Source organism: Saccharopolyspora tripterygii (genome assembly GCF_054778355.1).
This window is the reverse complement of sequence record NZ_BAAGZP010000048.1, coordinates 16,711-40,210: the sequence shown is the minus strand read 5'-3', so window position 1 is coordinate 40,210 and position 23,500 is coordinate 16,711. Positions and strand designations below refer to the sequence as shown.

Below are 23,500 nucleotides of genomic sequence, written 5' to 3'. Positions count from 1 at the left end.
TGACTCTAATTTGTAGTTCTACGATCTATATTTCCTTCGTAGTCCTTCCACGCAGTCCACCTCGGAGGTGAGCGCAGTGCCCGCGTTCGACCCGCGCCCCCGCGAAACGAGATACCGGCCGCATCCGTTCAGCTGGTCTCCTGGGGAGGGGCGGCGGCACGCGATCGGCGAGGCGAGACCTCCCGGTGGATGGCCGGACGGCACGGAGATCACGGCTCTCTGCGGCGACGGCATCCGCACCGACAACTCGACGTTCGCGTGGTTCTGGCCCACCTGCCCCGACTGCAACGTCAAGGCCCACCACCTCGCCAGGAGCCCCATGGCGCCCGGGAACCGAGCCGCTTCCTCCTGATTCCCGGGACCAGGCTCGACGTCGCCGCGCCCCCGACACGACGCCGAGCCCTCAGACCGGGCGGTGCGCCCACCTCCCCGCGCACCGCCCGGTCCCCCGCTCTCTGTCGGGGGCTGGGGCCACGCTGGGTGAGTTCGGAGACCACCGGCTGTGCGTGGGGGAGCAGCGATGCCGACCGAGACCACCGAGATCGCCGACGGGGTGCACCGGATCTCGACCTACGTCGAGCCGCCCGGCCTCGTGTTCAACCAGTTCCTGCTCATCGCGGACGAGCCGCTGCTGTTCCACACCGGGATGCGCGGGTTGTTCCCCGAGGTGTCGGCCGCGGTGCAGCGGATCGTGCCGTTGTCCCGACTGAGGTGGATCACCTTCGGACATCTGGAGGCCGACGAGTGCGGTTCGATGAACGAGTGGTTGCAGGCAGCACCGTCCTCGCAGATCGCGCACGGCGTCCTCGGCTGTCGGCTGTCGGCTGTCGATCAACGACATGGCCAACCGGCCGCCGCGGCAGCTCGCTGACGGTGAGGTGGTGGACCTCGGCGGCAAACGCGTCCGGCGCGTCGAAACACCGCACGTCCCGCACGGGTGGGACGCCGGCCTGCTGTTCGAGGAGACGACCGGAACCCTGTTCTGCGGCGACCTCTTCACCGCGTTCGGCCGCACCACCGCGCTCACCGAAACCGACATCGTCGGAGCGGCGTTGAGCGCCGAGGACACCTTCGGAGCCACCTGCCTCACCCCGTCCACGGCGCCCACCATCCGCTCACTCGCGAACCTCCGCCCCAGCACGCTCGGCCTGATGCACGGCCCCGCCCACGCGGGCGACTGCGAACAAGCGCTCAACGACCTGGCGGATGCCTTCGACGAACGGCTGAGAACCGCGGGTGTGCGCATGGCCGAACCACGCCTCCCCGGTGAGTGATCGCGGTCTTCGACCTGTTCGAGAACGGCTTGCCAGAACCGGTCGGCCACCGCGCCGCGGGCAGCTGATCGCGCCCTGTCGTGCCGGTTCGAGAAGGTGGGGGAAACTGGGATGATGAATCAGGAGTCGCCCGCGCTGCAGGACGCTCGGCGCATCGCCGAGGACGTGCTCTTCCCCGCCGCGCTGGAGGTCGACGCCGCCGATCGGGTCCCGGAGAGCCATTTCGACCTGCTCGCCGAGCACGGCTTCTACGGACTCGCCGCGTCACCGCAAGCAGCCACCCTGGACATCGGCGACTTCCCGTCCGTGCTGCGGCTCATCGAAGTCCTCGCGGGCGGCTGCCTGACGACCACGTTCGTGTGGATCCAGCACCACGGCGTGCTCAACGCCGCGGAGACGACCAAGAACCGGAACCTGCGCCAGAACTACTTCCCCGGCCTGCTCGAAGGCAAGCGCAGGGGCGGGATCGCGCTCGGTTCGGCGTTGCGGACCGGCCCACCAGCACTGCGCGCCGAGCCGATCGTCGGCGGCTACCTGCTGGACGGCGTCGCACCGTGGTTCACCGGCTGGGGCATGGTCGACTCGCTGCTGGTCGCCGGCCGAAACTCCGAGGACACCCTGGTCTTCGCGATGCTCGACGCGGTGGACAACGACACGCTGCACGCCGAACCGCTCGACCTCATGGCCGTGCAGGCGAGCGGCACCGTGACGCTCCGGTTCAACAGGCACTTCGTCCCGCGCGACCGAATCGCCTCGACCGTCCCGCAATCCGAGTACCTCCAGCGTGATTCCGGCTCCGTGCGGTTCAACGGTGCCCTCGCGCTGGGCGTGGCCGGACGGGCGATCTCGATGCTCGGCGACGACGCGGGTGGTCTTCCCGGCGAACTCGACGCCGCGCGAACCCGGCTCGTCGCCGCCACCGAGGACCAGCTCTCCGAAGCACGAGCGCAGGCCTCCGAACTGGCGATGCGCGCCGCGTCAGCTGCCGCAGTGCACCACGGCAGCCGGTCCGTGCTGGCGGGCAGTCACGCGCAACGACTGGTCCGCGAAGCCACGTTCCTGCTGCTGTTCGGCTCGCGCCCATCGATCAAGTCGGCGCTGCTGGACCGGCTCACCGCTCCGCGAGAACCCGCTTGAGGATCTTCCCCGAGGCGTTGCGGGGAAGTTCCCCGACGAACTCCACCGACCGCGGGAGCTTGAAGTTGGCCAAGCGCTGCTTGCAGAACGCCAGCACGGACTCCTCGGTCAGCGAGTCGTCACCGACCACGTAGGCCTTGCCGACCTCGCCGAGCCGATCGTGCGGAACGCCGATCACCGCGACGTCGCGAACGCCACCGAGGTAGGCCAGCGCCTGCTCCACCTCTGCCGGGTAGACGTTGAAACCGCCGCAGACGTACATGTCCTTGAGCCGGTCGGTGATCCGCAAGTAGCCGCGTTCGTCCAGCACGCCGATGTCGCCGGTGTGCAACCGCTCGTCGACGTCGACGGCGTGCGACGTGGCGCCGGGGTCGTCGAGGTAGCCGCGCATCACGTTCGGGCCGCGCAGCACGACCTCGCCAGCCTGACCAGGAGACATCTCCTTGCCATCGGCGTCGACGACGGCCACTTCGAAACCGGCGGTGGCGCGACCGCAGGTGTGCGCGACGGTCTCGGCGTCGTCGCCGGGCCGGCACATGGTGGCCACGACCGCCTCGGTCAGGCCGTACGCGGTGAGCACGGTGTCGAAACCCAGGTCGGAACGCATGTGCTCGACCAGCGTGACGGGGACCGTCGCGGCACCGGTCACCGCGAGGCGAAGTCCCGGCAGGGTGCGGCCACCGCGCTCAGGTGCGTGCAGCAGCGTCTGGAAGATCGTCGGCGCGGCGGCCAGGATCGAGATCCGCTCGGTGTCGATCACATCCAGCATCGAGGCCGCGTCGAAGACGGCCTGCGGGATCATCGTCGTCCCCGTCAGCAGGCACACCAGGATCCCGGCCTTGTACCCGAAGCTGTGCGAGAACGGGTTGACCAGCAGGTACCTGTCGCCCTTGCGGACCTTGCCGCACTCCGCCCACGCCGTGGCAACACCGAGGGTCTGGCGGTGCAGGGACATCACGCCCTTGGCGCGGCCGGTGGTGCCCGAGGTGAACAGCACGTCGGCGAGGTCGTCGGCGGTGACCGCGCTCGCGCGACGCTCGACCTCGGATTCAGGCACCTTCGCGGCGAGTTCACGGATCTCGTCCCAGTCGTGCACGCCGGGACCGGCCGGCGAAGCGGTCCCGACCGGGACGCGCAGGACCGCGCGCAGCTCCGGCAGTCCGGCGACCACCTCTCCCGGTCCGTCGCCCGCGGCCTCGTGGATTCCGGCGAGCCGGTCCACGCCCAGGAACTCGTCGGCGACGACCAGGACGCGAGCCTTGCTGCGGTGCAGCAGCTCCGCTGATTCCACCCCGGTGAAGCGGGTGTTGACCGGGACCAGCGTCGCCCCCGCGTAGGAAGCACCGAGGGCCGCCAGCACCCAGTGGTGGGTGTTCGGCGAGTTCAGGGCCACCCGGTCACCGGGCCTGACCCCGACCGCGGCGAACATCCGCGCCAACTCCCGGACACGCTCGGCGAGCTGACCGAAGGTCAGCCGGACCGAACCGTCCACCAGCGCTTCGACCTCGCTGAAGCGCTCCGCCGCGTTCCGGACAGCAGCCGGAATCGACTCCACGCCCTGCGCTCGAGTCATCTAGTCCTCCCGGGTCAGACACCGGCGTCGCGAACCCGGCCCGACCCTACCCAAGCAAGCACCCGCTTGGTAGCCCCTCGGCCGCGCCCAGTTTTAGTCCAAACTGAGCCGACATTTCGGACCTGATCATGGCTCGGTTCGGACTAAAACTGGGACTTGCCAACCGACGTTGACAACGTGAGCACGACGACGGCGCGGGGCGGTGGCGTCTCACCTCGCCCGGACATGGTTGGGCTCCGGGGTCTCGGCGCTCGGGGTGGCGATGCGTCTGCGGCCGGAGGCCGCTGTCGATGGGCCGGCGACGAGGCCGTGCAGGCGTGGTCCTGGCGGGTTCCGTTCCTGGCTCTACGCCGAGCTCTTCGGCGCCCGCGTGCGCTACACCGGGTTCGCCTCGTCCCGCGAGATCGGTGCGGCGCTGGACGGACTCTCCCCGCTGGCGGCCTCCCCGCTGGTGGCTTCAGCGCTGGTGGCCTCCGCGCTGGTCATCCAGGGCGGAGGAACGGGCTGGCCGGTGGTGGTGTGGATGATCTTCACCGCGCTCGTGTCGCTGGTGGCGTTCGCGCTCTCCCGCGAGACCAGAGACACGGACGTCGCGGCGCCGGACACCGAGCGGTGAGACCGAGCGATCGGGTCAGCTCGCGACCGCAGCCGACTCCTCGCCGCCGCCCACGGCCTCCTCCAGCTCCGTGGCGAACGACGGCACGGGCGGGAACTGCCACGTGGTGTCGGCCGGATCGCACAGCTCGCTGGCCAGCTCTTCGTAGATCGGCACGCTCTCGGCCGTCTCGGTCGACTGCGTCTCCCCCATGTGCCGCTTCCCCTCGTGATCGTTCAGCGGGCGGGCGTTCCCCCTGCGATGACGTGCCCGTCTTCGGCAACGACCGACTCGTCAAAGGTGCAACTCCGCTGTGGAGATCCACGCGGGTACCCAAACACAGCGCCGGGTCCCGCTGACAAGTTCGGCGGGCACATTTAACCCGACCGGGTGATGGCAGCCTACGGGGGCGTCGCCCCTCGACAACGGTGCCGCCACGACGGCTCAAGTTCCGGGGCGACGAGGACGAGAGGAACCGCAGCTCAACGCACGTCCGGTCAGCGCTGGGACCAGGTCCCGCCGCCCTGGACGTACTCCCACTCGCGCGCCCACGCGTGCATGGCGACCCGGCGCGCGGCGGCCTGGATCGCACCGATCAGGGCGAAGCTGCCGATCTCCAGCACCACGAGCAGCAGCAGCGCGGCGAACACCGCCGAAGCCGTCACCGCGCCCGGGTCGGGAGGCGGTGGGACGCGTTCTCCTCGCTGGTCGACCCACACCTCGACGGGGTCGCCGACCTTCGCTCCCGAGGGAACCTGCACGCGAGAGCTGCTCTCGCGCACGCCCATCCGCCACTCGGCGACCGCCGTGGAGCTGACCGCGTCCTGGCTGTAGACCTCGGAGACCGGGATGCTCAGCGAAGGCGGGCTGGTGATGACCGCGGTCACGGGCCGGCTGGCCTCGGCCGCCTGTTGCGCGCGATCGGAGAGGTCCCGGTGCATGGACGCGGCGAACATCCCGGACACCGGAACCGCGATCATCGCGACCATCAGCAGCATTAACGTGAGCCCTGCGGCGAGCCGGTCGATCGGCCTGCGCAACGGGTTCCGCCCGATGCTCAGCGCGTTGACCAGCCATGCCGCGTGCGCTTTGAGCGCCGCCCCCATGATCGAACCTCCCGTGACATCGCTGGGGCGCGGGCACCGGCGGTGATGTGGCGGTTGCCCTGCGCGGTGACTACCCACGAGGAGTATGCCCGGCGAGACCTCGATCGTTATCTCACCGTGACCAGTCATACACTTTTGATGCGAGGAATGTCCGCGATTAACCCTGGGTGTCACGCATTCGGAGGCACCACAACCCTTTCCAGTGAGCGAGCTGAACTGCTCCAGACACTCAGCGGCGCCGGTGCCACCACCGTCGAACCCCGCGGTCCGCCTCAGCGGGATTCGTGACGATCTCCTGGAGCCACTCGTGCCAGCCCGCGGCGTGATCGGCCGCCGAGGACCGCAACAACCTGCTGATCCGCCGGTGGTCCGCCCGCCGGTGGCCGCGCACCCAGCGCTCCAGCTCCCGGTCGTAGGCCGTGCGCGCGTCGGAGCTCGCCGTGTCCGACCAGGCCAGCACGAACGCGAGGGCGACCGCGCGATCCCCGCGCGATCCCTCCGTCTGGCCGTCGTTCCACACCGCGGGCAGCTCGCGCATCAGCAGCCGCTGCAGGACCGGCCCCGCCGATCCGATGGCGCGCGCCGCCGAGCGGGGTTCGGCCGCCAGCAGCGCGGTCAGGGCCTCCGGCATCCTCGCGCGCAGCACCCGCTCGGACACGTCCTCCACCGAGCCGACCTCTCCGCCCCGGCAGAACGAGGCCAGCCAGGACCGGAACCGGCCGTCCTGCGACCAGAGCTCGCGCTGGTCGGGACCGAGGTGGTGGCTCAGCATGCGCAGCACGTCGAGGTGGCGCGCGGTCACCTTGGCCTTGCTCAACGCCGCGAACGCCCGTTGAGCGACCGGTTCGGAGACAGCGGTCGCGGGCAGCGCGCCGATCAGCCGGTGCAATTCGTCCACAGTGGGCGGTGCGGCGCCGAACAGCGCGGCCAGCACCGCTTCCGGGGTGTCGGGGAGATCGGGTGCGCGCAGCCGCTCGACGAACTTCTCGACGGTCTCGCGGCGGACGTCGCCGTTGGCGCGCACCGCGGCCGAGATGACCGCGGCGTCCAGCGGCTCGAACGGGTCGGTGGCGATGTGCCGGAGCAGCGGCCACCAGTGCTCGTTCACCGCGGTGAGCACGACCTCGGAGTGCTTGAGCCGCTCGGTGAGGGTGTCCCGCAGCAGCGCGACGAGCTCGTCGGCGCACGGCCACAGCGCCGGGTCCAGCGACGAGCGGGGGTTCGACGCCCACCAGTCCACGAACCGCTCGGCGGCGAAGCGGCGCGACGGCAAGTCCACGCCGAACCTGGTCGCGGTGCGCAGCAGCAGGTCCACGCGCTGCGGGTCGACCGAGGCCGCGGCCTCGGCGAGCAGCGTCCGGGCCTCCTCCGCCTCGTCGGCGCCCCACGGGTGCGGTGTCAGCGGAGCCAGGTCGGCACCCGCTCCTCCCTCAACGACCCCGGTGACCTCGGCGATCTCGCAGCGCAGCAACGCGACCCGGGCACGACCGGCGTGCTCGGCGGCCAGGTCGGCGAGCACCTCGCGCGGCGGATCCGCGGCCAGCACCGCCGAGAGCACCGGTCCGCGCACGTCGGCGGGCGCCGAGCGCAGCCAGGTCGCGACCAGCCCGCAGTCGTCGGCCTCCAGCGACTCGCCCAGGACGATGACGCCCGCAGCCAGCCGGTCCGCGGGGCTCGCGTGGGGCTCGCCGCGGGTCCGGGCGAACTCGTCGGCCAGTTCGACGACGTCGACGCCCTCCACCGAGTCCGGTGTCAGGACGCGCGGCACCCACCGCCTGCCCGCAGGCTCGGCGAGAGGCGGTTCGCCGGTGCTGGGCGGGTCCGTTGAATGCTCGGCCGGACTGCCTCCGCTCATCGCAAGCTCCCCCATTCGTTGTCGATCAACACCGAGGGCACCCGGAAAGGTTATCCGCGCGGGGCGACACCACGTGAGTGAATGGGTACCACGGACCAACCGATGGGAGAACCATGATCATTGACGCCTTGGACCAGACCTGGCAGGCGTGGGCCCAGCTCGGCGCCGAGCTGGGCGAGGACGACTGGGGTCGTCCGACGCGGCTGCCGAGCTGGACGGTCAAGGATGTCTACACCCACGTCAGCCCGTTCCCGTCGGCCACCCTGGCCGGCATCGAGGCTCCCTCCCCCGACGCCCCCGTCAGCCACGACGACGCCGCCGACCTGCTGTCGTTCATGCAACGACCGGGAGGCATCGCCGAGGAGACCGCGGAGCTGCTCAAGGAGTCGGCCGCGGCACGGTCGCGGACGACGTCCGCCGACGAGCTGGTCGAGCAGTTCGCGGCAGTGGCGCCCCGGACGATCGAGAAGCTGCGCGAAGCGGACCTGGAACGCACCGTGCACTACGGCGGCTTCGCGGTCGTGCCCGCGCGCGAGGCGCTGCGGATCTTCGTGATGGAAGGAGTCGTGCACTACGCCGACATCGCCGCCGCTGTGGGGCGCGACCTGCCGGGCCCGATGGCCGGGGAAGCGCTGAAGGTGACGGTCCGGCTGCTGGCCGAGACCGCCGACCCGATCGCCTTCGTCGATGCGGCGACCGGGCGCAGCGACGCGCAGGTGCTGCCGGTGATGCGCTGAGTCAGCCGATCACGGGCGTGAGCGCCGCGTCCACCGCGATCGCCACGAACACCAGGGTCAGGTACGAGTTCGACAGGTGGAACAGCTTCATCGGGTTCAGCGCCAGACCCTTGCGGGCGTTGTTGTGCAGGCGCTGCGCGACGACCAGGAAGATCACACCGGACACTCCGGCCAGCGCGATGTAGACCCAGCTGGTGATCGGGAACAGCAGCAGCGTGCAGCCGACCGTGGCCCAGCTGTAGGCGAGGATGCGCGCCGAGACCTGCTTGGTGGTGGCCACCACGGGCAGCATCGGCACGCCCGCGCGGGCGTAGTCGTCCTTGTACTTCATCGCCAGCGACCAGAAGTGCGGCGGCGTCCACAGGAACACGACGCCGAACATCACGATCGCCGGCCACTCGACCTTGCCGGTCACGGCTGCCCAGCCGACCACGACGGGCATGCAGCCCGCTGCACCGCCCCACACGATGTTCTGCGAGGTGCGGCGCTTGAGCACCAGCGTGTAGACGAAGACGTAGAACAGGATCGCCGCCGTCGACAGCGAGGCCGCCAGCAGGTTCGCGCCGAGCCACAGCACCAGGAACGAAGCGATGCCCAGCGCGATGCCGAAGATCAGCGCGCTGCGCCGCGGCACCTCGTAGCGCACCAGCGGACGCTTCTTGGTGCGGTCCATGACCGCGTCGATGTCGGAGTCCGCGACGCAGTTGAGCGCGTTGGCGCTGCCCGCGGACATGGCGCCGCCGAGCAGCGTGACGACCACCAGCCACGCCGACGGGATTCCGCGCTCGGCGAGGAACATCGCGGGGATGGTGGTGACCAGCAGCAGCTCGATGACGCGCGGCTTGGTCAGCGCGAAGTAGGCGCCGATCACGTTGCGGCGGCGCACCGGCTGCTCGGCAGCGGGCTGCTCGGACTGGCTCGGGGACTCGGGGATGGCGGTCATGAGGCGGTCGTTTCCTCCGCGGTCTGCGGTTGCACGATCGGCTTGCCCGCCAACCGCAGCTCGTGCCAGCGCACGACCTTGCGCTCGGCGAAGAACGCGCCGAACGGAATGGTCCCGGCCAGCAGCACCAGCAGCATCCGGCCCATCGGAACCCGCAGCTGCGTCGTGGCCACGACCGCGACCAGCAGGTAGACCATGTAGAGCCAACCGTGCGCGATGCCGATCGTGGTGACCCACGTCGTGCCGGTTTCCTGCGTCGCCGAACCCTCCGGCCACAAGCCGAGGAAATGGCCGTACTTGAGCACCATGGCGGCGCACAACAGGATCAGCAGTACGGCGGTGACGTACGCCATGATCCGGTAGAAGATCAGCACACCAGGCTTCACGCCAATCCCTCAATCCCGCGTCGTGCCCACACACCGGGCACCTAGCAACACCGGTGTCAATAGACCGTACGACACGCGCAACACGCGCCTGCCCGCGACCTCGACCTAGAGTGGCGAGCCACACTCCCACCACGAGAACCGCAGGTTCCGCGGCCGCATCAGGCGAGGTGGAAGGCCTTCGCGATGAGGTCGAAGGAGTGCAGCTTCGTCTCCGCGTCGGAGAGGTTGGCGGTGAGCATGAGCTCGTCGGCGCCGGTGCGCTCGCGCAGCTCCTCCAGACCCGCCCGGACCGCGTCCGGGGTGCCGTGCACGGCGTCGGCCAGCCAGTGGTCGACGAACGCCCGGTCCAGGTCGGTGTAGGGGTAGTCGCGCGCCTGCTGCCGGGTGGGCTGCTTGCCGGGGACGCCCTGGCGCAGCTTGAGCATGCTCAGCGCGATCGGCCGGACGACGTCCAGCGCCTCCTCCTCGGAGTCGGCCGCGACGGCCTGCACGCCGATCATCGAGTACGGCTCGTCGAGCACCTCGGAGGGCTGGAATGACTCCCGGTAGAGCTCCAGCGCGGGCAGCGTGTTCTGCGCGGAGAAGTGGTGGGCGAAGGCGAACGGCAGGCCCAGCGCGCCGGCCAGCTGTGCGCTGAAGCCGCTGGAGCCCAGCAGCCACACGGGCGGCAGCGGTCCGCGCGGGACCGACTGGACCTCGGCGTAGGGGTGGTCCAGCGGGAAGTCGTCGTCGAGGAACGCGATCAGCTCGCCGAGCTGCTGCGGGAAGTCCTCCGCCGACAGCGGCCCCTCCGTGCGCCGCAGCGCCCGCGCCGTGGCCTGGTCGGTGCCGGGAGCCCGGCCGACGCCGAGGTCGATGCGGCCGGGGTGCAGGGCCTGCAGGGTGCCGAACTGCTCGGCGATCACCAGCGGCGCGTGGTTGGGCAGCATCACGCCGCCCGAGCCCAGCCGCAACGACCGCGTGTGCGCGGCCAGGTGCGCGATCACCACCGCGGGCGAGGAGCTGGCGATCCCGGGCATCCCGTGGTGCTCGGCCACCCACATCCGGTGGTAGCCGAGCGCCTCGACCCGCTTCGCCAGCTCCGTGGTCCCGGCCAGGGCGTCCGACGGCGAGTCCTGCACCCCCACGGTCGCCAGGTCCAGCACCGACAGCGGTACGGGGGCCTCGCCCTTGGCCGAGCCCCGGATCTGATCGTCACTCGCACTCATCACGCCGTACAACCTCCGGCCCCACGACCTTGTTCCCACGCCGTGACCACCGACGTTCGAACGGCCCGAGACCGGACGGGGTTCAGCTGCCGGAGAGGGCGTAGTCGCGGGCGGGGGCCTTGCGGCGCGCGACGATGGAGTCGCGGATCTCGCCCGCGCGGACCGCTCCGTTGGACAGCAGCGAGGACGTGATGCCGTGGGTGTGCTCGGTGCCGCCCTGGAGGTAGAGCCCGCCCGGGACGTCCTCGGTGGTGCGCACCCGGTAGTCGCGCTCGACCTGCAAAGTGCCGTGCTCGTCCCACTCGCAGTGCCGGGCCAGCTCGCCGAGCAGCGTGTACGGGTCGCGCGGGCTGCAGCCGGTCGCGTAGACGAGCAGGTCCGCGTCCAGGACGTGGCGCTCGCCGGTCGGCTGGAACTCGACGGTGACCTCGGCTCCCTCCGGCAGCGCACCGACGTCGACCAGCCTGCTGGCGTTGAAGATCCGCAGGCGCTCGGCCCCTCGCACCTTCTCCTGGTAGGAGCGGGCGTAGAGCTCCTCGATCAGTTCCAGGTCGACCACCGAGTAGTTGGTGTTGCGGTGGTAGTCCATGAGCTTGGCGCGGACCTCCGGTGAGGAGGAGTAGAAGTCGTCCACGGCCTGGGGGTCGAAGATCCGGTTGGCGAAGGGGCTGTCGTCGGCCGGGCTGTAGCCGTAGCGGCCGAACACCGCGCACACCTCGGCCCCGGTGAAGGTGCGGTGCAGGTAGTCGGTGACCTCGGCGGCGGACTGGCCGGCGCCGATCACCACGCAGCGCTTGGGTTCCTCGGTGAGCTCCGGCACGCGGTGCATCAGGTCGAGGTTGTGCCAGATGCGCTCACCGAGCTCGGCACCCTCCGGCAGGGAGGCTTCCAGCCCGACGGCCATCACGACGTTGTGCGCCTTGTGCACGGCGAGCTGCCCGCCGTGCCGGACGACGACCTCGAAGTGCTCGTCGACCGGCTGGACCTCCACGACCTCGGAGTCGTAGCGCACGACGCCGTCGAGCCGGCTCGCGGCCCACTCCAGGTAGTCGTGGTACTCGACCCTGGTGGGGAACAGCGTCTTGTGGTTGATGAAGTCCGCTAACCGGTCCTTGTCGTGCAGGTAGGACAGGAACGAGAAGTCGCTGGCCGGGTTGCGCATGGTGACCAGGTCCTTGAGGTAGGACACCTGCATCGTGGTGCCCTCGATCAGCATGCCCCGGTGCCACCCGAAGGACGCCTGGCGTTCGAAGAACACCGGGTCGAGGGGGTCGTTCGCGGTCCGGTTGTGCTCCTCCAGCGCTATCGCCAGCGCCAGGTTCGACGGGCCGAAGCCGATGCCCAGCACATCGTGGACTTTCTCTTGGTTCAGCGCCGCAGACACGTCGTCCCCTCGGTTCGCCGGAGCCCGACTCGCGGGCGGGTGAATGTAGTCGGCGAAACCGTTGGGTCTGGCCGGTTCTCGCCGCGTCGGTCAGTCCCGATCGTGGTTGTGCTTGTCGTGGTACTCGGTCTCGGCCATGCCGTGCTTCCAGTAGCCGATGGCCAGCACGGACTTGGCGTCCATGCCCCGCTCATCGCGCAGGTGACGCCGGATGCCGCGCACCACGCCGGATTCCCCCGCCACCCAGGCGGAGACGTCGACGTCGGCGGGCACGTCCAGCTCGTGCACGGCGTTGATCAGTTGACGCGAGAGGCCGGCCGAGCAGCCCTCGCGGTGCAGCCAGGTCCACCGCAGGTCCGGCGGGCACTGCACGTGCTGCCGGTCGGCGGCGGTGTCGACCTCCAGGAGCACGTGGCCGCGCGCGGTCGGGGGGAGCGATTCGACGATGCTGGAGATCGCGGGCAGCGCGGTCTCGTCGCCTGCCAGCAGGTACCAGTCCGCCTCGCGGCAGATCTTGCCGCCGGGACCCATCACGCCGAGGCGGTCGCCGGGCCTGGCGTTGCGGGCCCAGTTGGAGGCCACCCCGTGCTCGCCGTGCATCACGAAGTCGATGTCGAGCTCACCGCTCGACTCGTCGTAGCGGCGAACGGTGTAGGTGCGCATGGTCGGCCGGACTTCCGGCTCCGGCCAGCTGTACCGGCCGGTTTCGGGGTCCAGCTGCGGGAGGACCGGGCGGTCCTGGCCCTGGCGCGGCACGAAGACCTTGATGTTGGGCCCGGTGTGCTGGTCGAGGAAGCCCGTCAGCTCCTCGCCGCCGAGGGTGACCCGCCGCATCGACGGGCTCAGCTGCGCCGTGCGCAGCACCTCGAGGTCCCGTGCCGGGGGCCGGTTGCGCCGAAGTCGATCCGCGGTTCCCATCGACCAAGCGTTCCTTTCCGTTCCACCAACGATCATCCAGTTAAGGCTAGCCTAACCATAGATCGGAGGATTGTCTTCCCCCTGGTGGCTCAGATCTCTCAGCGACCGGCCGCGACGGGTTCCCGTTGCAGCACCACGGATTCCGTGACCCGCAAGGCCAGGAGAACACCGATGATCGCGAATCCGGCGGAGGTCAACATCGCCAGATGGTATGAGCCCAACCCCGGGCCGGCGGCCGCCAGAACGCTGGCGGTGATGGCCACGCCGAGCGCCGAGGCCACCTGCCGCTGCACGTTGAACAGTGTCGACGCACCGCCCGTCGCGGACTTGTCGATGGTCATGAACGCGACGACCTGCAGTTCGGCCGTCGCGGCGCCGACGAAGAAGCCCGAGGCCAGCTGGACGGACGCCGCCAACCAGACGTCGTGCGGGCCGATCACGTTCATCAGCGCGAACGACAGCGACGCACCGGCCATCGCCACCGCGATCAGCAGCCGCGGCCCGAACCGGCGGTGCGCCCAGCCGACCAGCTGCGAAGCGATCATCAGCCCGACCGCCTTCGGCAAGGTCACCAGACCGGTCTCCCACGCCGAGGCACCGAGTTCCACCTGGTACATCAACGTGAATCCGTAGAGCGTGCCGAGGAAGCCCACCAGGCACGTGAACAGGATCAGGCTCGCCCTGCGGAACTGGTCGTCGGCGAACAGCTTCAGGTCCAGCATCGGGTGCTCGGTGCGCAGCTGGGTCCGCACCAGCAGGGCCAGCAAGGCGATCCCAGCCGCACCCGCCAACCAGTTCAGCGTTGCCGGGGCACCGGTGGCGACGCCCTCCAGGGCGAAGACCACCAGGCCGAGACCGGGTGCGGCCAGCGCGAATCCGCGCAGGTCGAAGCGCTTTCCCGGAGCCTCCACGTGTTCCTGCAGCAGCAGCGCGCCGAACACCAGCGCCGCAACGCCGATGGGCAGGTTGACGAAGAAGCCCCAGCGCCAGGTGAGGTGTTCGACGAAGAACCCGCCCAGCACCGGCCCGAGCGCGGGCGCGACCGCGGTGGGCAGCAGCAGCACGCGCGAGAGCCGGATCCGCTCGGCAGGCGGGTAGGCGCGGAACAGCAGCGTCAGCGCGACGGGGCTCATCACCCCGCCACCGGCTCCCTGCAGCACGCGCGCCAGGGTCAGCTGGAGCAGATCGCCCGACAGCCCGCACAGCGCGGAGGCGAGCACGAAAACGCCGAAGGCGGCGAGGAAGACCCGCTTCGTGCCGTACCGGTCACCGAGCCAGCCCGACACCGGGATGCACACCGCGAGGCTGACCAGGTAGCCGACGTTGACCGAGGAAGCCGAGCTCGCCGACACCGAGAAGTCCTCGACCAGCGCGGGAAGCGCCACGTTGACGATGGTGGCGTCCATGCCGTTCATGAACATCGCGGCGACGTAGCAGACGCAGACCGCGACCTGCGGGTTCACCCGACGCAGCGCGCCCGCCATCAGCGCGCGGGCCGCATGTCGGTCCAGTGCACCTCGATGTGGTCGACACAGGACTGCCGGCCGGCCGGGCCGTGCGCGATGGTCCACCCGGCGGGCACCTCGATCGCGGCCGGCCACAGCGAGTACTGGTCCTGATCGTTGATCAAGGCGTAGTACCGCGCGTCCGGATCCTCGAACGGGTTCGTCATCGTCTGCTCCTCTTCTCCTCCACCGGACGCCCGACGTCCCCGGATCACCGCCCGGCGGGCGGTGATCCGGTTCAGCCTTCGGACTCGGTGAGCGCTCGCTGCACGACCGCTGCGATCTCGGCCAGGGGCTCCGGCTGGGTCATGTCCTTGTGCTCGCAGGCGATGTCGTGGTTGATCACGTCGCCGTCCACGTACTGCTGCCACATCTCGCTGGTCAGCGAATCCTTCGCCGGGTTGACGGTGGCGCTGAAGAACAGAACGTCCCCCGCGAACGCGTCGTGCTCGGCGGAGTTCTCCAGGACCGCGCAGTTGGCGAAGTTGTCGATGATGGCGGTGATGCTGTGCTCCTCCAGGTTCGCCAGGGCACTGCCCTCGGCGGAGAGGATCTCCAGCACGTCGTTCCTGGTCAGCGGCCCATCACCGAGCTCGGAGAGGTCGTAGCCCGCCATGTAGAGCAGGGCCAGCAGCGCCTCTTCCTCGGTGGGCAGCGTGTCCCAGACGTCCTTGGGGTAGGAGTCGAGCATGCACAGGAAGCGCACCTCCTCGCCCTCGGCCTGCAGCTGCGTTCCCATCTCGTGGGCGACGACGCCGCCGAAGGACCAGCCGAGGAAGTGGTACGGCCCGTGCGGCTGCACCTGCCGGATGTGCTCCAGGTACTCGGCCGCCATCTCGGCGAGGCTGCCCGCCACCGGCGCCGGTTCCGCCAGGCCGCGGCTCTGGACGCCGTAGATCGGGCGTTCGTCGTCGATGAGCTTGAGCAGTCCCGAGAACGGCCACGCCAGCCCGGCCGCCGGGTGCACGCAGAACAGCGGCGGTTTGGCCCCGGTGGTGCGCAGCGGGAGCAGGATCTCCAGCGCGTCCCGGTCACCACCGGTGTGGAGGCGCTCGGCGAGCCCCGCCACGCTGGGCGCGGCGAACAGGCTGCCGACGTTGACCTTGATGCCCAGCGCATCGCGGATCCTGCCGATGAGCTTGGCCGCGAGCAGCGAATGCCCGCCCAGGTCGAAGAACCCGTCGTGCACGCCGACCCTGGGCAGGCCCAGGACCTCGGCGAACAACCCGCACAGGATCTCCTCGGTGGGGTTGCGCGGCATGTCGTTGCCGACGGCCTCGCCCAGGTCGGGCGCGGGCAGCGCGCGCCGATCGAGCTTGCCGTTGGGCAGCAGCGGGAGCGCGGCGACGAAGACGACGGCCGCGGGGACCATGTAGTCGGGCAGCTCCTCGCCGACATGACGACGCAGTGCCGCGCCATCGGACTCGGCGTCGGAGTCGCCGACGACGTAGGCCACGAGCCGCTTGTCACCCGGGGTGTCCTCCCGGACCACCGCGGCCACCTGGGCGACGTCGTCGTGCTTGGCCAGCACCGCTTCGACCTCGCCCAGCTCGATGCGGAAACCCCGCACCTTGACCTGGTCGTCGGCACGGCCGGCGAAGTCCAGCGTTCCGTCCGCGCGCCAGCGCACCAGGTCACCGGTGCGGTACATCCTGCTGCCGAGTTCGCCGAAGGGGTCGGCGACGAAGCGCTCGGCGGTCAGGCCCGCGCGGTTGAGGTAGCCGCGGGCGAGCCCGAGACCGGAGACGTAGAGCTCGCCGACCACTCCCGGCGGGCAGGGCTGGAGGCGCTCGTCGAGCACGTACACGCGGGCGCCCGGGTCGGGCACGCCGATCGGCACGGAGCTCGACACCGCGTCGGGATCGCAGTCCCACAGCGTGGTGTTGACGGTGGCTTCGGTCGGTCCGTAGCAGTTGAGCATCGGCCGGTCCCGTCCCCAGCGCTGCACCAGGTCGGAGGGCACCTTCTCGGCTCCGCACAGCAACGTCGCGTTCTCCGGCAGCTGCACGTCGGTCGGGAACATGCCCATCATCGACGGGCCGATCGCCAGGTGGGTCACCTCGTGGTGCCGCGCGTACTCGGCCAGCGCTTCACCGGGAACCCGCAGGTCCGAGGGCACGACGACGAGGGTGCCGCCGCTGAGCAGACCCATGCAGATCTCCCAGAACGCCACGTCGAAGCTCGGCGAGGCGAACTGCAGCACCTTGCTGCCGGGCGTGATCCCGACCCGCCTGGTCTGGGTGGCCAGGAGCTTGCCGATGCCCCGGTGCGCCACGACGACGCCCTTGGGCGTCCCGGTGGAACCGGAGGTGTAGATGACGTAGGCGGCGTCGTCGAGTTCCGGTTCCGGCAGCTGCGGGTCACCTTCGGGGCGATCGCCGTGGTGCACCAGGGTCGCCGGGAGGTCCGCGTCGAGGTCGTCGGTGAGCACCAGGCGCGGACGCGCGTCGTCGACCATGTGCCGCAGGCGTTCCGGCGGGTACTCCGGGTCCAGCGCGAGGTAGGCGGCGCCCGCGTGCATCGCGGCGAGCAGGCCGATGATCAGCTCCGCCGAACGCGGCAGCATCACGCCGATGATGTCCCCGGGCCGGGCGCCCCGCTCCACCAGCAGCTTCGCCTGCTCCTCGACTCGTTCGCGCAGCTGCCGGTAGGTGAGCTCGGTGCCCTCGAAGACCAGCGCGGGCTTGTCCGGCGCGGCCTCGGCGCGCTCCGCGAGGATCTTCGGGAAGGTGCCCGCCGGACCGACGTCGCCGGTGGCGTCGCCCCAGGCCAAGACCTGCTTGCGGGCGCGGTCGCCGAGGATGTCCAGCCGTCCGATGGGTGTTTCCGGTGCCGCCACTGCGGATTCGAGCAGCATCACGAACCGCTCGACCAGCGATTCCACCGTGCGCTCGCTGAAGAGGTCGGTGCTGTACTGCACGAGTCCGCGCACGTCGCCGTTCGCGCTCTCGTTGAGGCTGAAGGCCAGGTCGAACTTCGCCGCTCCTGCCGGGATCGTGTCCACAGTGGTCTCGACGCCGGGCAGTTCCGCGCGCACCGACTCGGCGGCACCCCAGTAGGCCAGCATGACCTGGAACAGCGGGTGCCTGGCCAGCGACCTGGCCGGGTTGAGCAGTTCCGCGAGCCGCTCGAACGGCAGCTCGGCGTTGTCGAAGGCGGCCAGGTCGGTGTGCCTGACCCGGTCGAGCAGTTCGGCGAAGGTCGGCTCGCCGGAAGTGTCGGTGCGCAGCACGAGGCTGTTCACGAAGAACCCGACGAGGTCGTCGAGGCCGTCGTCACCGCGCCCGGCGACCGGTGAGCCGATCGGGACGTCGGTGCCCGCGCCCATCCTGGTCAGCAGCGCGGCGAGTGCGGCCTGCAGCACCATGAACGCGCTGGCCTGGTGCTCGGTGGCCAGGTCGCGGATGCGCTGGTGCAGCTCGGCGTCGAGGCCGAAGCGCACGGATTCACCGCGGTGGCTCGACACCGCTGGACGCGGGTAGTCGGTGGGCAGCTCCAGCTGGTCGGGGATCCCGGCGAGCGCCTGCTTCCAGAAGTCCAGCTGCTGGGCGGCCAGACCGTCGGGGTCGTCCTCGTCGCCGAGCAGTTCGCGCTGCCACAGCGCGTAGTCCACGTACTGCACCGGCAGCGGTTCCCACTCCGGCGCGCGCCCTTCCAGCCGGGCGGCGTACGCGGTGGACAGGTCGCGCACCAGCGGGCGCACCGACCACTCGTCCCCGGCGACGTGGTGCAGCAGCACCAGCAGCGCGGTGCGCTCGCCGTCGCGGAACAGCTCGACGCGGATCGGCGGTTCCTGCGCCAGGTCGAAGCCCTGCTGCGCCGCACCCGCCAACGCCTTGTCCACATCGGACACGTCGGTGACGTCGAGCTCCGGCACCTGGGCGCCGACCACCTGGCGCGGTTCGCCGAGCGTGTCCGGGAACGTGGTGCGCAGGCTCTCGTGCCGGGTGACGACGTCGCCGATCGCGGCGCGCAGCGCGGCCACGTCGGGTTCGCCGCTCATCCGCAGCACCAGCGGCATGTTGTAGGTGGCGCTGGCGCCTTCGAGCCCGTTGAGGAACCACAACCGCTGCTGCGCGAACGAGAGCGGGACTTCCTCCGGGCGTCGCGCGGGGCGCAGTTCGGGCCTGCCGCCGCGCGAAACCTGAAGGCGCTCGGTCAGTTCCGCGACGGTCGGGTGGTCGAAGAGGGTCCGGATGCCCAGCTCGGCGCCGAGTTCGGTGCGCACCCGCGCCAGCAGCCGGGTCGCCAGCAGCGAGTGCCCGCCGAGCTCGAAGAACCCGTCGTCGATGCCGACGTCCTCGACCCCGAGCACCTCGCCGAACAGGCGGCACAGCGCCTGCTCGGTGTCATCGCGCGCCTGACGGCCGCCACCGGCGACATCGGGCGCGGGCAGCGCCTTGGCGTCGAGCTTCCCGTTGGCGGTCAACGGGATCTCCTCGATCGCGACGAACGCGGCCGGGATCATGTAGGAGGGCAGCCGGTCGGCGAGATGCGCCCGCAGCCGCGCGGGGTCGACGTCGCCGACGGTGTAGCCGACCAGGCGCTTGTCACCGGGCACGTCTTCGCGCACCACGACAGCGGCCTGCTTGACCTGCGGGTGCACCGCCAGGTTCGCCTCGATCTCGCCCAGCTCGATGCGGAAACCCCGCACCTTGACCTGCTGGTCGGCCCGGCCCATGAACTCGATGGACCCGTCCGGCCGCCAGCGCCCCAGGTCGCCGGAGCGGTACATCCGGGTGCCCGGTTCGCCGAACGGGTCGGCGACGAACCGCTGCGCGGTCAGGCCGCGCCGCCCCAGGTATCCGCGCGCCAAGCCCTCGCCGGCCACGTACATCTCACCGGTGACCCCGGGAGGCACCGGTTGCAGCTGCGAGTCCAGCAGGTAGATCCGCAGGTCCGGGATACCGCGACCGATGACGCTGCCGTCGCGCCGCGCCACCAGGTCGGCGTCGAGCTCCACGTACGACACGTGCACGGTGGTCTCGGTGATCCCGTACATGTTGATCAGCTTCGGCGAGTCGGGGTGACGCCGGTACCAGTCGTCCAACCTGGACAGCTCCAGGGCCTCACCGCCGAAGACGACGTAGCGCAGCGCCAGTTCGGTGCCCGGGTTCTCCCGGTCGGCCTGGCTGAGCTGGTAGAAGGCCGAGGGCGTCTGGTTGAGCACGGTGACCTGCTCGCGCTCCAGCAGTTCCAGGAACTCCTCCGGCGAGCGGCTCACCTCGTGCGGCACCACGACGAGCCTGCCGCCGTGCAGCAGCGCCCCCCACAGCTCCCACACCGAGAAGTCGAAGGCGTAGGAGTGGAACAGCGTCCACACGTCCTCGCCGGTGAAGCCGAACCACGGCTCGGTGGCCGAGAACAGCCGCACCACGTTCTGGTGCGGGATGGACACTCCCTTGGGCTGCCCGGTGGAGCCCGAGGTGTAGATGACGTACGCGGCGTGCTCGCTGGTCAGCGGGCCGCGCTCGCCGGGCTTCGGGTTGCGCTGGGAGTGCCGGACGATCTCGCCGATCGCCTTCTCGTCGTCCAGCAGGACCCGCGTGAGCCCGTCCGGCAGCCGGTCCGCGTGCTCGCGGTCGCTGATGAGCATGGCGGGCTGCGAGTCGCCGACGATGTAGGCGATGCGCTCGGCCGGATGCCCCGGGTCCAGCGGGAGGTAGGCGGCCCCGGCCTTGAGCACAGCCAGCAGCGACACGACGAGCTCCGCCGAGCGCGGCAGCGCCAGCGCCACCAGCTGCTCGGGGCCGACGCCGTGGTCGATGAGGTGGTGCGCGAGCTGGTTGGCGCGCGCGTCGAGCTCCGCGTAGGTCAGCGACTCGCCCTCGAAGGTCACCGCCACCGAGTCCGGAGTGCGCTGGGCCTGCTCCTCGAAAAGCTGCGGCAGCGTCGCCGGTGCCGGCTCCACGGCGCCGGGCACCGGAGCGTTCCACTCCTCCAGGACCCGCTCGCGCTCCTCGGGCGTGAGCAGGTCGATCCTGCCGACCGGCGCGTCGGCCTCGCTGCCCGCGAAGGCGTCCAGGAACCGCAGGAAGCGCTCGCGGTGCGCGGTCAGCTCCTCGGCGGTGTAGCGGTCGGGGTTGGCGTCGAACTCGAAGCGCAGCTCGTCTTCCTGGGCGTAGACCAGGACGCTGAGGTCGTCGACCGGACCGGCGGCGACGTTGTGCACGGTCGCGGGCGCTCCCGCGAAGTCGAGGTCGTAGTCGAAGGACTTGATGTTGACCATCGGCCCGAACAGCGCGCGGTCCGAGCCCAGCAGCATCAGGTCCCTGCGCAGCTGCTCGCTGCGGTAGCGCTGGTGCTTGCGCAGATCCCGCACCGCCTTGGCGACCTGCGCGATCAGCTCGTCGCGGGTGGTCGCTGACTCGATCCGCAGCCGCAGCGGCAGGACGTTGACGACCATGCCGGGCACGCGCAGCGCCACCGAGCCCATCCGGCCCATCACCGGCAGGCCGAGCACGACATCGTTCGCCCCGGTCATCCGGTGCAGGTACGCGCCGAAGGCCGCGATCAGCGCGTCCGGCCAGATCGTGCGGGCCTCCTCGGCCGCAGCGCCCAGCTCCTCCAGGGAGGAAGTCGCGGCCAGCTGGCGGTGGAAGCTGTGCGCGGTCGCCCGCGAGCGCTCGGTCAGGGTGACGACGTCGGGATCGTCCTCGAAGCGCTGCCGCCAGTAGACCGCGTCGCGTTCCGCCTTGGGCGAGTCGAGGTACTCGCGCTCGTCGGCGATCAGCTCGCCCAGACCGGCGAACGGTGACTCGCCCGGGTCCTCCCCGGCGACCAGCGCGCTGTAGAGCTCGGCGACCCGCCGGATGATGATCGAGAAGCCGTAACCGTCGATGGCCACGTGGTGGATGCGCTGGTACCACCACCAGCGCCGCTCCCCCAGCTTGCACAGCGCGGCCGTCCACAACCTGCCGCCGTCCTGCTGCGACCGGGTCAGGTCGACCGGAGCGACCAGGTCGGCCTGGATCCACTCCTCCGCGACGGCCTCCGGGTCGTCCTCGCGGGAGAAGTCCAGGACCGGCAGTTCGACCGCGTCGAAGGCCTCGATGACCTGCTGCGGACCGTCACCGTCGTCGACGACGCGCATCCGCAGCGTCTCCGCCTCCGCGACCACCGCGCGCAAGGCCTCCGCGAACAGCTCCGGGTCCACGGACGCGTCGATCTCGATGCGCTCAGCGGTGTTGAAGACCGGGTTGGCCTGGTCGAGTTGCTGGGCGAACCAGATCCCCGCCTGCGCCGCGGACAACGGCAACCGGTCAGCTCGCGACGGCATTGGTCTCCCCACGATCAACAAGATAAGTAAGCCTTACCTTAGTTCAGATGAGATCGGGAGTACAGCCGCACGCCGGACCGCCGGACGTGGGGCTACTCACCCGGGCGCGGGAACACCATCAGCGCGGAGTTCTTACCCGGCAAGCCGACCTCCGCAGCCTGGACGAAGCCCGCCTTGCCGAACGCGCCCACCGAAGCTCCGTTGTGAACGTTCGGCTCGGCGACGACGCTGCGGCACGCCGGGTCGGCGGCGAGTAACCCACGCGCGACGGCTCCGAGCAGGGCCGACCCCATGCCCTTGCCGATCGCGTCCGGCTCCCCGATCGCGATGTGCGCGCCCAGGTCGTGCGGCGCGTGCGAGTAGCAGCACGCCAGCTTGTCGCGCTGCACCCGGTAGAGCTCCAGGTAGCCGATGTCGCGGCCGTCGCGCGCGACGATGCACGGCACCGAGTGCTCACCCGACAGCTGCGCGGAGATCTCGTCGAACCACTGCTTGAGCTGCCAGTCCTGGTTCCAGTTGACCGCGACGTGCTCGCGGTTCATCCAGCGGTGCACCAGCTCGACGTCCGGACCGCCGTCCTCACCGCTGATCGCCACCGGTCGCAGCACCCAGCCGTCGCCGAGCTCCGGCAGCGGAACCCCGGGCACCTCCGCGGGCACCTCGGTGCGCAGCGGGTTGGCGACCTCGAACGGAACCGGCTGGACCCGGACCGCACCCGTCTCGTCCCGGTAGCGCAGCTGCGAGCCGTTGAGCGCCGCGAGATCGGTCAGCGTCGGGGAGTTGAGCCAGTGGTCGATCAGATCCGCGGCCTGCGGGTGCTGCTCGGCGATCGCGCCGAGCCGCTTCGCCAGGTCCGCGAGCAGGTACTCCTCGTGCACCACGCCGCGCCTGCCCAGCAGACCGACGACCACCAGCACGCCCCTGCTGAGCAGCCGGGCGGTGAGGCGGCCGCGGTCCTTGCCGTCGAACTCGAGGATCTCGGGGAGCAACCGCTCCTCGATGTGCCTGGTCAGCCAGCGCTGCGCCTCGGCGGCGTTGGACAGCGAGCGGCCGACGGTCACCAGGTCCTCCGGCAGCGGCAGCGGGTCGACCTCGCGACGCGGCAGCGCGTCGAGCAGCCAGTCGACCAACGTCCCCGACTCCGGTGCGTTGATCGGTGCCTCGGCCCGCGAGCGCGCCCGCGCGTCGGCCGAGCAGGCCGCCGCCAGCAGCGCCGGGTCCGCCGAGACCAGCGTCCGCCCGGCCTCGTCGAGCACGCTGATCGAACCGAACCCGTGCGCTCCCGTCGGTGAGTCGTAGACGACATCGACGTGCAGCGACAAGGATGCGATGGTCAACCGAAGCGGACCTTCGGCGACCGACGTGTGGGTCTCCGCCAGCCAACGCCGCAACAGCACCGAGGCCCGTTGGTGCTGCCGTCCGACCAGGTCGGCTCCGTGAGACACGCCGTGCTCCCCTCCGAGGACATCTTTTTGTAAGCGGAGCCTAACCTAATCATCCTGTCGATCGACAGGCCATCACCCGGAGATCGGGATCGATCGGTCCGACCGGACGAATCGACCATCCCCCGGCGCCGTGCACTGTGGACAGATCCGTGTCA

General features: G+C 70.4%; 19 protein-coding genes. 6 read left to right on the top strand and 13 right to left on the bottom strand.

The annotated features are described in order from the left end of the window. Positions 1–67 precede the first annotated feature (67 nt). From ACYVF3_RS31145 to ACYVF3_RS31130, 4 genes are all read left to right on the top strand, one after another. A complete protein-coding gene (locus ACYVF3_RS31145) occupies positions 68–352 on the top strand; it encodes a zinc finger protein (protein ID WP_461157855.1) in 285 nt (94 codons plus the stop codon). A gap of 168 nt (positions 353–520) precedes the next feature. Further along, the gene (locus ACYVF3_RS31140) at positions 521–871 is read left to right on the top strand and encodes an oxygen-binding di-iron domain-containing protein (protein ID WP_461157854.1); all 351 of its coding nucleotides are present in this window, start codon (positions 521–523) and stop codon (positions 869–871) included. Then, entirely contained in the window at positions 840–1,274 is a 435-nt protein-coding gene (locus ACYVF3_RS31135) for an MBL fold metallo-hydrolase (RefSeq protein WP_461157853.1), read from the top strand. The genes ACYVF3_RS31140 and ACYVF3_RS31135 overlap by 32 nt, the downstream gene beginning before the upstream one ends. Positions 1,275–1,385: 111 nt before the next feature. Beyond that, the gene (locus tag ACYVF3_RS31130) at positions 1,386–2,411 is read left to right on the top strand and encodes an acyl-CoA dehydrogenase family protein (RefSeq protein WP_461157852.1); all 1,026 of its coding nucleotides are present in this window, start codon (positions 1,386–1,388) and stop codon (positions 2,409–2,411) included. Here the strand turns inward: ACYVF3_RS31130 and ACYVF3_RS31125 are convergent. Further along, the gene (locus ACYVF3_RS31125; protein ID WP_461157851.1) at positions 2,386–3,984 is read right to left on the bottom strand and encodes a FadD3 family acyl-CoA ligase; all 1,599 of its coding nucleotides are present in this window, start codon (positions 3,982–3,984) and stop codon (positions 2,386–2,388) included. The two genes, ACYVF3_RS31130 and ACYVF3_RS31125, sit on opposite strands and share 26 nt — an antisense overlap. Before the next feature lie 262 nt (positions 3,985–4,246). On the opposite strand from ACYVF3_RS31125, the gene ACYVF3_RS31120 reads away from it, so the two are divergent. Next, positions 4,247–4,600, top strand: coding sequence for a hypothetical protein (locus ACYVF3_RS31120; protein ID WP_461157850.1), 354 nt, complete (start codon positions 4,247–4,249; stop codon positions 4,598–4,600). Between the two features lie 15 nt (positions 4,601–4,615). On the opposite strand, the gene ACYVF3_RS31115 is transcribed toward ACYVF3_RS31120, so the two are convergent. The 3 genes from ACYVF3_RS31115 to ACYVF3_RS31105 form a co-directional block, all read right to left on the bottom strand. Next, positions 4,616–4,792 (bottom strand): hypothetical protein, encoded by a 177-nt coding sequence (locus ACYVF3_RS31115; RefSeq protein ID WP_461157849.1) that lies wholly within the window; start codon positions 4,790–4,792, stop codon positions 4,616–4,618. 284 nt (positions 4,793–5,076) lie between these two features. Continuing rightward, a complete protein-coding gene (locus tag ACYVF3_RS31110) occupies positions 5,077–5,685 on the bottom strand; it encodes an Rv1733c family protein (protein WP_461157848.1) in 609 nt (202 codons plus the stop codon). Positions 5,686–5,914: 229 nt separating this feature from the next. Beyond that, positions 5,915–7,540, bottom strand: a complete 1,626-nt coding sequence (locus ACYVF3_RS31105) for a GTPase-associated protein 1-related protein (protein WP_461157847.1) — start codon at positions 7,538–7,540, stop codon at positions 5,915–5,917. A gap of 113 nt (positions 7,541–7,653) precedes the next feature. Here ACYVF3_RS31105 and ACYVF3_RS31100 point away from each other — a divergent pair, with 113 nt between their 5' ends. Beyond that, on the top strand, positions 7,654–8,277 hold the full coding sequence (locus ACYVF3_RS31100; RefSeq protein WP_461157846.1) for a maleylpyruvate isomerase N-terminal domain-containing protein: 624 nt from the start codon (positions 7,654–7,656) through the stop codon (positions 8,275–8,277). Position 8,278: 1 nt separating this feature from the next. Here ACYVF3_RS31100 and ACYVF3_RS31095 read toward each other — a convergent pair whose 3' ends face one another. The 9 genes from ACYVF3_RS31095 to ACYVF3_RS31055 form a co-directional block, all read right to left on the bottom strand. Further along, the gene (locus ACYVF3_RS31095) at positions 8,279–9,220 is read right to left on the bottom strand and encodes a heme o synthase (protein ID WP_461157845.1); all 942 of its coding nucleotides are present in this window, start codon (positions 9,218–9,220) and stop codon (positions 8,279–8,281) included. After that, on the bottom strand, positions 9,217–9,606 hold the full coding sequence (locus ACYVF3_RS31090; protein ID WP_461157844.1) for a DUF3817 domain-containing protein: 390 nt from the start codon (positions 9,604–9,606) through the stop codon (positions 9,217–9,219). The genes ACYVF3_RS31095 and ACYVF3_RS31090 overlap by 4 nt, the downstream gene beginning before the upstream one ends. Before the next feature lie 158 nt (positions 9,607–9,764). Next, positions 9,765–10,814, bottom strand: coding sequence for an LLM class flavin-dependent oxidoreductase (locus tag ACYVF3_RS31085; RefSeq protein ID WP_461157843.1), 1,050 nt, complete (start codon positions 10,812–10,814; stop codon positions 9,765–9,767). An 82-nt stretch (positions 10,815–10,896) separates the two neighbouring features. Beyond that, positions 10,897–12,198, bottom strand: coding sequence for a lysine N(6)-hydroxylase/L-ornithine N(5)-oxygenase family protein (locus ACYVF3_RS31080; RefSeq protein WP_461157842.1), 1,302 nt, complete (start codon positions 12,196–12,198; stop codon positions 10,897–10,899). 90 nt (positions 12,199–12,288) lie between these two features. Next, on the bottom strand, positions 12,289–13,116 hold the full coding sequence (locus ACYVF3_RS31075; RefSeq protein ID WP_461157841.1) for a siderophore-interacting protein: 828 nt from the start codon (positions 13,114–13,116) through the stop codon (positions 12,289–12,291). A gap of 98 nt (positions 13,117–13,214) precedes the next feature. Further along, positions 13,215–14,579 (bottom strand): DHA2 family efflux MFS transporter permease subunit, encoded by a 1,365-nt coding sequence (locus tag ACYVF3_RS31070; RefSeq protein ID WP_461157840.1) that lies wholly within the window; start codon positions 14,577–14,579, stop codon positions 13,215–13,217. Between the two features lie 20 nt (positions 14,580–14,599). Beyond that, positions 14,600–14,788, bottom strand: a complete 189-nt coding sequence (locus tag ACYVF3_RS31065) for an MbtH family protein (protein ID WP_461157839.1) — start codon at positions 14,786–14,788, stop codon at positions 14,600–14,602. A 71-nt stretch (positions 14,789–14,859) separates the two neighbouring features. After that, on the bottom strand, positions 14,860–21,900 hold the full coding sequence (locus ACYVF3_RS31060) for an amino acid adenylation domain-containing protein (RefSeq protein ID WP_461157838.1): 7,041 nt from the start codon (positions 21,898–21,900) through the stop codon (positions 14,860–14,862). 92 nt (positions 21,901–21,992) lie between these two features. Next, the gene (locus ACYVF3_RS31055; RefSeq protein ID WP_461157837.1) at positions 21,993–23,345 is read right to left on the bottom strand and encodes a GNAT family N-acetyltransferase; all 1,353 of its coding nucleotides are present in this window, start codon (positions 23,343–23,345) and stop codon (positions 21,993–21,995) included. Positions 23,346–23,500 lie beyond the last annotated feature (155 nt).